7 protein-coding genes are annotated in these 8564 nt (G+C 46.1%); 4 read left to right on the top strand and 3 right to left on the bottom strand.

Annotated features, from left to right (window positions below; genetic code table 11):
- Nucleotides 1–259: 259 nt before the first annotated feature.
- The 3 genes from AB1797_10935 to AB1797_10925 form a co-directional block, all read right to left on the bottom strand.
- Nucleotides 260–784 carry a UvrB/UvrC motif-containing protein gene (locus tag AB1797_10935; protein MEW5768117.1) on the bottom strand — a complete coding sequence of 175 codons (525 nt, stop codon included), beginning with the start codon at nucleotides 782–784 and terminating at the stop codon, nucleotides 260–262.
- Between the two features lie 82 nt (nucleotides 785–866).
- The gene (ilvE, locus tag AB1797_10930; GenBank protein ID MEW5768116.1) at nucleotides 867–1742 is read right to left on the bottom strand and encodes a branched-chain-amino-acid transaminase; all 876 of its coding nucleotides are present in this window, start codon (nucleotides 1740–1742) and stop codon (nucleotides 867–869) included.
- 25 nt (nucleotides 1743–1767) lie between these two features.
- Nucleotides 1768–2478 carry an ABC transporter ATP-binding protein gene (locus tag AB1797_10925; GenBank protein MEW5768115.1) on the bottom strand — a complete coding sequence of 237 codons (711 nt, stop codon included), beginning with the start codon at nucleotides 2476–2478 and terminating at the stop codon, nucleotides 1768–1770.
- Nucleotides 2479–2826: 348 nt separating this feature from the next.
- Here AB1797_10925 and AB1797_10920 point away from each other — a divergent pair, with 348 nt between their 5' ends.
- From AB1797_10920 to rpsA, 4 genes are all read left to right on the top strand, one after another.
- The gene (locus AB1797_10920; GenBank protein MEW5768114.1) at nucleotides 2827–4773 is read left to right on the top strand and encodes an ASKHA domain-containing protein; all 1947 of its coding nucleotides are present in this window, start codon (nucleotides 2827–2829) and stop codon (nucleotides 4771–4773) included.
- Between the two features lie 294 nt (nucleotides 4774–5067).
- Nucleotides 5068–5820, top strand: a complete 753-nt coding sequence (locus tag AB1797_10915; GenBank protein MEW5768113.1) for an AAA family ATPase — start codon at nucleotides 5068–5070, stop codon at nucleotides 5818–5820.
- 176 nt (nucleotides 5821–5996) lie between these two features.
- Nucleotides 5997–6875 carry a bifunctional methylenetetrahydrofolate dehydrogenase/methenyltetrahydrofolate cyclohydrolase FolD gene (gene folD / locus AB1797_10910; protein MEW5768112.1) on the top strand — a complete coding sequence of 293 codons (879 nt, stop codon included), beginning with the start codon at nucleotides 5997–5999 and terminating at the stop codon, nucleotides 6873–6875.
- 186 nt (nucleotides 6876–7061) lie between these two features.
- Nucleotides 7062–8564, top strand: a 1503-nt coding sequence (rpsA, locus tag AB1797_10905; GenBank protein MEW5768111.1) for a 30S ribosomal protein S1, incomplete at its 3' end; no start/stop codon positions are given.

The raw sequence follows: 8564 nt of genomic DNA, 5'->3' as shown, positions 1-8564 counted from the left end.
CGGATTCTCACGGATTTTTTCTAATAAATTTTTATCCGTGTCAATCCGTCTCATCCGTGTAATCCGTGTGCTATTATTGGTAATCTTTGTGTCTTTATGCCTTAAAAGCTGAATAGTTACAAAAATTCCCCTTCAACTTTCATTACCCCCTGAACGGTTACCTTAAACTTAGGTAAATAGACTGAAGGCTGAAGTTCAATAGCCTTCAGCCTTCAGCCTTTAGCCTTCAGCCTATTTGCTTGAGTAGTTACGATAATTATTAATTGGTGGTCAGCTCCTTTTCTATTTCACGTATCTTATCCCGCAGCCGGGCAGCCTCTTCAAATTCTTCAGCTTGGACAGCCCGGGAAAGAGCCTCTCTTAGCTTCTGAACTTCTCTTCCGGCTTGAACTTCCTCTGATATCTTAACCGGGCTCTTACCCACATGCTGAATATGGCCGTGTATCTTGCGGAGAATCTGGGTTAGTTCTTCCTTGAAGACCTGATAGCAGTTGCTGCAGCCCAGGCGTCCCTTTTTTTTAAAGGCAGTATAGCTAAGCCCACAGTGAGGACATTCCTTCTCTTTTTCACCGACCTGGCGCCTTTGCTTAGCCATTTTGGCATCAATGTCCGCCACCAGTCCGGCCAAAAGATTAGCTGGGAGAAAAGGGGACTGAATTTCGTCCCCTAACAGCCCTATTTTCTGGGCACATTCTTCACAAACATGAAATTCGGTCTTTTGATCATTGACGATCTGGGTATAGTGAATAGAGGCTTCTCTTTCTTGACAATCTTGACACAGCATCCTATTTCTCCCTTTCGGATTTCGGAATTCGGATTACCGATGGAAGGTTTTTATGCCGCCATCCGAAATCCACCATCCGCCCTCAGTAGACCGATGTTCCGGTCGTCTGGGTCAATTGGTGAAAGGCTTCTATAAGTTTCCGGGTGGTTGGTCCTGGTCTTCCATCACCTATTTTACGGCTATCTATTTTTATTACAGGAACCACTTCAGCCGCTGTTCCGGTCAGAAAACATTCAGAGGCAGTATAAAGGTCATATCGGGTAAAGGGTTCTTCTTTGACCGGACAATTCATCTCTTTAGCCAGTTGTATCACGGTATCTCTGGTTATCCCTTCCAGGGCTCCCAGATAAGTAGGTGGAGTGATTAGTGTCCCCTCCCTGACAATAAAGATGTTATCTCCGGTGCATTCGGCCACAAATCCATCGGCATTAAGCATCACTGCCTCCAGAACTCCCGCCATATTAGCCTCAATTTTGGCTAAGATATTGTTGAGATAATTAAGGGATTTGATACATGGATTTATCGCTTCAGGAAAGTTCCGCCTGGTAGGTACGGTGATCACCTCTAAACCGTTTATATAATATTCTTCAGGATAAAGGGTTATTTTATCCACAATGATAAAGATGGAAGGGTTGACCGCCTTTCGGGGATCAAGCCCTAAATCACCTATCCCCCGGGTGACCACTAAGCGGATGTAACCATCCCGAATCTGATTGGCCCGCACCGTCGTAATAATGGCTTGGGTTAAGTCTTCTTTGGAAAGAGGGATATCAAGCATAATAGCCCGGGCTGAAGCATAGAGACGATTTAAATGTTCAGCCAGCTTAAATATCCGGCCATTATAAGACCTTATCCCCTCAAAAACCCCATCTCCGTAAAGAAGCCCATGGTCAAAAACAGATATCTTGGCTTCCTCTTCCGGAACTAACTTCCCATCAAGATAAATCTTGAGTCCCATTATTCACCCCCTTAAGGATTGCGGATTACAACTCTACCGTCTTCCCCTGACTCAGCTCGACCACTCTATTTACTTCTTTAACCAACTCTCGATCATGGGTAACAATCAACAAGCTATGCCCACCATCTCTGGTTAAGCCTAAGAGAAGTTCATATATTTCCCTGGAATTACCTTCGTCCAGATTTCCGGTTGGCTCATCGGCCAGAATAAGTTCCGGGTTATTGATCAAGGCCCGGGCGATGGCTACTCGCTGCTGTTCCCCGCAGGATAATTCACCGGGTTTGTGCTCCAGGCGGTGAGATAATCCTACCTGAGATAAAAGTTTTTTGGCCCTATCTCTTACCTCTGTTCTTTTTCTTCGGCCAATCAGAGAAGGCATTAAGCAATTTTCTACGGCCGTAAATTCGGGCAAGAGATGATGGAACTGGAAGATAAGCCCTATTCGTTGATTTCTTATCTCGGCTAACTGCTGGTCAGATAGACTCCCCAGATCATGGCCCTTCAAGGTAATTTTACCTTTATCCGGTCTGTCCAGGGCCGCCAGGAGATGAAGAAGGGTGCTTTTGCCTGCCCCAGAGACACCAACTACCGCTACGGCCTCGCCTTCTTTTACCGCAATATTCACCCCTTTTAAGACAGGTAAGCTGCCTCTCTTGAAGGGGTAAGATTTGTAAATATCAATTCCTTCTACCACGGGCTGGTTTTTCGATGAAGCTATCTCGTTTAATTTTTCCACGTCCCTCCCATTAACGGCCTGACCCCAGAGAACCCCGAGATCATTTAGGTGATCGGGTAGTCGGTACTGATTATTGCGGCCAACGGATGGCAAATACCAGGCTACCCATAATATACCAGAATCTTTGGAATTTTACAAGAGAAAAGTTTCGACCTGGACAATCGCCTCAAAGGCAATTTTACCTTGACCTATTCCATACCTTTATGGTAAAATAGACCCTAAATAATCCGAATTTCAGATGATGGTTATCGTTTCGGCCATTTATCGAATCGCGAATCTCGAATTGCGAATCGCGAATTAAAAAATAGATTCGCGATTCGCAATTCGAGATTCGCGATTAATCCGTAAATGAAGCAATATCAAGTCACTTTCTATCCTTATAATAAGTCTATTGATGTCCCTGAAGGGGGGAATCTTCTGCGGGCGGCTATTGCCGCGGATATTTATATCACCTCTTCCTGCGGAGGAAACGGAAGTTGTGGCAAGTGCCGGATTCTTCTGAAAGAAGGAGAAATTAAAACTGAGGTATCTTCTAAACTAACCCGGGAAGAATTAGCCGCCGGGTATCATCTGGCCTGCCTGAGCTGGGTAATGAGTGATCTGTTAGTAGATATCCCTCCTGAGTCCAGGCTCGGAGACCGCCGCATTCTGGCTGAACCAAAAAAAGAAAAAACAGACCGGCGAATGCTCACGCCGGAAAGGTTGAGTATCCTATCTCAAGATTGGTGCTCCCTGCCTATGACTGAAAAGATCTTCCTGGAGCTGGAACCGCCTTCGGCCGCCGATAACATAGATGATTTATCCCGTCTTAAACGAGCCTTGCGCCTTACTCAGGGAATAGAAGAATTTCACCCGGACCTATCCCTTCTTCAGAGCTTAGCCGGAATCCTTCGGAAAAACGAGTTTAAAGTTACCCTCACCTTGCTCAGAACTTCTCAGCCGGTCAGGATAATTAATATTGAACCGGGAGATACACGAGGCCGGCACCTCTGTGTGGCTGTAGACGTGGGAACGACCTCTATTTATGGTCAACTGATCGACCTTGCCTCCGGCAGGATGGCGGCTCAGGCCTCTGATTATAATGCCCAGATTGCTTGTGGAGAAGATATTATCAGTCGTATTGTTTTTTCTCAACGGGGAGACGGACTAAAAAAACTTCAGGACCTGGTGGTTAAAACCATCAATGGCATTATCCATCGACTTGTGGCCGAATCTAAGGTAAAAACAGAGGCCATTTCTTATCTAATGATCGCCGGCAATACCACCATGATTCACCTCCTTCTGGGGATAGACCCTAAATATATCAGGGAGACCCCTTATGTCCCGACGGCAACTCTTCTTCCCGCTATTGCCGCCTCTGAAGTTAATCTTGATCTTTCTCCTGGCGCTCAAGCCTATTTTCTTCCCTCTGTGTCGAGTTATGTGGGAGGAGATATAACCGCCGGCATCCTGGGCACCGGAATATTTAAGGAAGAAGCCCTTACCCTTTACGTTGATTTAGGGACTAACGGGGAAGTGGTTCTGGGTAACCAGGACTGGTTAATGACCGCCTCTTGTTCCGCCGGTCCTGCCTTTGAAGGGGGTGGAATAAAACACGGCATGCGGGCTGATTTAGGGGCGATTGAGCAGATTAAGATTGATGATCAAAGCCTGGAGCCTGTTCTCCTTACCTTCGGACATAAGCCGCCCAAAGGAATCTGCGGCACCGGCTTAATGGATATTGTGGCTGAACTATTGGAAACAGGGGTAATTAATCAGCGAGGGAAATTCAACCCTGACTTGGAAAGTCCCAGGATTCGTAAATATAATCGAACAACCGAATATGTCTTAGCCTGGGCGGATGAAACAGCTATTGGTCAGGATATCGTTATTACCGAGGCCGATATTGACAATCTTATTCGGGCTAAAGGGGCTATTTATGGGGGCATTTCCGTCCTTTTAGAGGCGGTGGGGCTTGGAGTTGAAGCCCTGGATCGAATCATTATCGCCGGGAATCTTGGTTATCACGTAGAAGTCCATCGGGCCGTAACGATAGGTTTATTGCCTGAGGTACCGGTGGAAAAGATCTTCTTTATCGGCAATGGATCCCTTCTGGGCGCTTCAATGGCGGCTTACTGTAGAGACAGTTATAAGCAATCAAACCAAATCGCCCGGATGATGACCAATGTGGAGCTTTCAGACCACCCTGGATTTATGGATGAATATATCTCGGCCCTGTTTCTACCCCATACGGATGAGACCCGTTTCCCTCAAACTACGGCCCGGTTGGCCCGGAGGTTAGCCAAGAGCCAATAGCCAAGAGCCAATAGCTAAGAGGACTAAAAGGACCAAAGGGACTAAAAGGACCAAAGGGACTAAAAGGACCAAAAGGACTAAAAGGACCAAAGGGACTAAAAGGACCAAAAGGACCAAGCCAAGAGGCAATAGCCAATAGCCAATAGCCCCTTTGGTCCCTTAGGTCCCTTAGGTCCCTTTGGTCCCTTAGGTCCCTTAGGTCCCTTAGGTCCCTTAGGTCCCTTTAGGTTAACGAGCCCATAGGCCAAAATTTTTAGTTGCATTCTTTAAAAATTATGATAGAATAGAAACACTATGGCTTTCACGATTGCAGTAGCAGGTAAAGGCGGCACAGGTAAGACGACTATTTCCGGCCTTATTATTCGGTATTTATTGGAAAAAGGGCGCCGTCCCATTTTGGCTGTTGATGCCGACCCCAATGCCAACCTCAATCAGGTCTTAGGCATAGAGGCCGGAAAACCGGTCGGCATTATCCGGGAAGAAGTCATGGGGAAAATAGATCAGATTCCCCCTGGTATGAACAAGGAAAATTATATCGAGCTGCGGATCCAGGAAGCGGTTACGGAAGCTGAAGGCTTTGATCTCCTGGTGATGGGCAGGCCTGAAGGACCTGGTTGTTACTGCTACGCCAATCATATCCTCCGGAAATATATTGACCTTATCTCTGAAAATTATCGATATGTGGTGATCGATTCTGAAGCCGGGATGGAACATCTCTCCCGGCGGACAACCCAGCATGTCGACCTACTCTTTATCGTATCCGATCCCTCGGTAAGAGGGGTAATGACCATTGGGCGGATAAAAGATCTTATTGTCGAACTTAAACTTGATGTTAGAAAGGAGGCAGTGCTTATTAATCGAGTGAATGGAGACCTGCCGGCAGAGTTTTTTTCCCGGGTAGAGAAACAAGGGGTGGAGATCGCCGGGCTTATCCCCCAGGATGAAATGATCTTCGATTATGATTTGACGGGAAGGCCAATGCGCTTACTTCCTGCCCAGAGTAAGGCAGTTGAGACGATGGAGGAGGTGCTGGGAAATATTCTTTGATGGTGGAATGTAGATTGCGGAATGAATTGAGGGTAACCAAAATAAAACGTAACTATTCAGCCTTCAGTCTTCAGCCTATCTGCCTGAATAGTTACATTCTATTTGGGGGCACGCGAAGGAACTGGTGGCGGCTGGGGGAAAAAATTCGAAATCCGAAATCGAAAGGAGGTGAATAGATGTCAGCTAAGATCATTGATGGCAAAGCTATCTCCCAGCAGATTCAACAGGAGCTAACTCAAGAGATAGCTGAACTGACTCAATCCGGAATTAGACCCGGGCTGGCCACTATATTAGTGGGGGAGAACCCGGCTTCTCAGGTATACGTTCGGAATAAGACTACGGCCTGTGAGAAGGTGGGTATTTATTCCAAACAGCATACCTTACCTGAAAATACCTCTGGGGAAGAATTACTGGAACTGATCGAAGACCTAAATAATGATCCGAAGATCCACGGTATTTTGACCCAGTTGCCGCTTCCCGGGCAAATAGATGAATCCCGGGTTTTGAATGCCATCTCTCCGGCTAAGGATGTTGATGGATTCCATCCTGTCAATATCGGCCGGATGGTAACGGTGAAAGATTTTGAGGATATGAAAACTCAAAAGCTCTTCCTTCCCTGTACGCCGGCAGGGATCATTGAGCTTCTTGACCGGAGTAATATCGAACTAAAAGGAGCTAAGGCAGTAGTAATCGGGAGAAGTAATATTGTCGGCAAACCGGTTGCCCTACTGCTTTTGTCCAAGAATGCCACCGTGACTATCTGTCATTCACGAACGAAGGATCTGCCGGCGGTGGTTAGGGAGGCTGATGTGGTAATAGCGGCTATTGGCCGGCCCAAATTTGTCACGTCTGATATGGTTAAACCTGGAGCGGCCGTTATCGATGTAGGGATTAATCGGACTCCTGAGGGATTGGTAGGTGATGTTGATTTTGATGAAGTAAGTAAAATCGCCGGAGCCATTACTCCGGTTCCAGGTGGTGTGGGACCAATGACCATCACTATGCTTTTGGCCAATACGGTCAAATCCGCTAAATTAACAATTAACAATTATTAATTATTGGCCTTGTTCATTGTTTCGGCCATTTACGGATTAATCGCGAATCGCGGATTGCGAATTGCGAATTAAAAAATAGATTTGCGATTCGCAATTCGAGATTCGCAATTCGATAAATAGCCGAAATGATGAACATCGCCTAATTATTAATTGATAATTGAACATTAAACAGGGGTGTTAGTTAGAATGAATAATTTAAAAGGATTACTTAATGAGGATGAGTTTTTAGGTCAAGAACTAAGCGAAGTTCAGTATCAGCAACGAGAAAAGGAAAAAATAGTAGAAGAGGGCCTGCCGGTCAGGTTATTGGATGAGATGGCCGGTCAAGAATTGACAGGGATTGAGGAAGAAGTATTACCAAAGGTAGAGCTGGAAGAAGAGGTCGCTAAACCTGTCGTAGAAGAAGCGCCAGAGGAAAAGCACGACTGGAGCGTTTATGAAGAAACCATCAAAAGCTTAACCAAAGGACAGATCCTTTCCGGAACAGTAGTTCGGATAGATGCAGATAGTGTGTTGGTTGATGTAGGGCGGAAATCAGAAGGTATTATTCCTCGGGCAGAATTAAGCCATAAGGAGTTCTCTTCTCCTGATGAGGTTATCAAGGTGGGTGACCGGATTGATGTCTTTGTTATCCAGGCGGATGATAAGGAGGGTAATCTTCTTCTCTCTAAAAAGAGGGCCGATCTCGAGCAAACCTGGCTCAAGGTTCAAAAGGCCTATGATGACCAGGCGGTGATTAAAGCCACCGTCGTAGAAAAGGTAAGAGGTGGGCTGCTGGTCGATCTCGGTTTCAGAGGTTTTGTGCCGGCCTCTCATATAGAGAGACGGCCCATAAGGGATCTGGACCGATACATTGGAGAAGCGCTCAGATTGAGGGTCCTGGAAATTGATCGCTCACGCCGCAAGGTGGTTTTATCTCAGAAAAAGGTTTTAGAAGAGGAAGAACAGTCCCTTAAGGCGGCCATCTTGAATGATCTCTATGAAGGGCAGATCCGTAAGGGCAAGGTGGCCCGGATAACTAACTTCGGAGTTTTCATAGATTTGGGCGGGATAGACGGCCTTGTTCATCTCTCAGAGATGTCCTGGAGCTGGATAAAGCATCCATCAGAGATAATTAGGGTGGGAGATGAAGTGGAAGTAATGGTATTACGGATAGATAAAGACCAGGAACGAATATCCCTCTCTCTAAAGCAGGCCAAACTTGATCCTTGGTTAGAGGTGGAAGAAAAGTTTAAGATAGGTAATATTATTGAAGGAAAGGTAATAAAGGTGGTCAAGTCTTATGTCTTTGTCCACTTAATGGACGGCATAGAAGGACTTGTCCCCTTAAGAGAACTTTCCGATAAAAAGATTAGCTCTCCTTCTGAGGTGGTCTCAGTGGGACAAAAGGTCAAGGTCAAAGTTATAGAGATCAAACCCTCTGAACGACGAATGATTCTCAGCCTCAAGGAAGCAGATAAACTCTACCAAAAACAGGAAATAAGGAGCTACCTGAAGAACCAGGGAGAAGGGGGAGTTACCCTGGGAGAGATATTTGAGCAAAGTATGGCCTCCAAAATCTCCACCGCCGTAAAAGCTAAAGCTAAATCAAAGGAAGAAGGGGAAGAAGAAGAGCCGAAAGCAAAAGCAGAGAAGGCAGAAGCAGCGGAAAAAGCCGAGGAAAAAGCAGAGGAAAAAGCCGAGGCAGAA

The organism is bacterium, assembly GCA_040753085.1.
GTDB lineage: Bacteria > UBA9089 > JASEGY01 > JASEGY01 > JASEGY01 > JASEGY01.
The sequence above is the reverse complement of the archived record's forward strand: the minus strand, read 5'-3'. Positions and strand labels throughout refer to the sequence as shown.

Bases quoted from the DNA above. Each gene is read 5' to 3' on its own strand.
- AB1797_10935 (MEW5768117.1), bottom strand. From the start codon at position 784: ATGCTGTGTCAAGATTGTCAAGAAAGAGAAGCCTCTATTCACTATACC.
- ilvE (MEW5768116.1), bottom strand. From the start codon at position 1,742: ATGGGACTCAAGATTTATCTTGATGGGAAGTTAGTTCCGGAAGAGGAA.
- AB1797_10920 (MEW5768114.1), top strand. From the start codon at position 2,827: ATGAAGCAATATCAAGTCACTTTCTATCCTTATAATAAGTCTATTGAT.
- AB1797_10915 (MEW5768113.1), top strand. From the start codon at position 5,068: ATGGCTTTCACGATTGCAGTAGCAGGTAAAGGCGGCACAGGTAAGACG.
- folD (MEW5768112.1), top strand. From the start codon at position 5,997: ATGTCAGCTAAGATCATTGATGGCAAAGCTATCTCCCAGCAGATTCAA.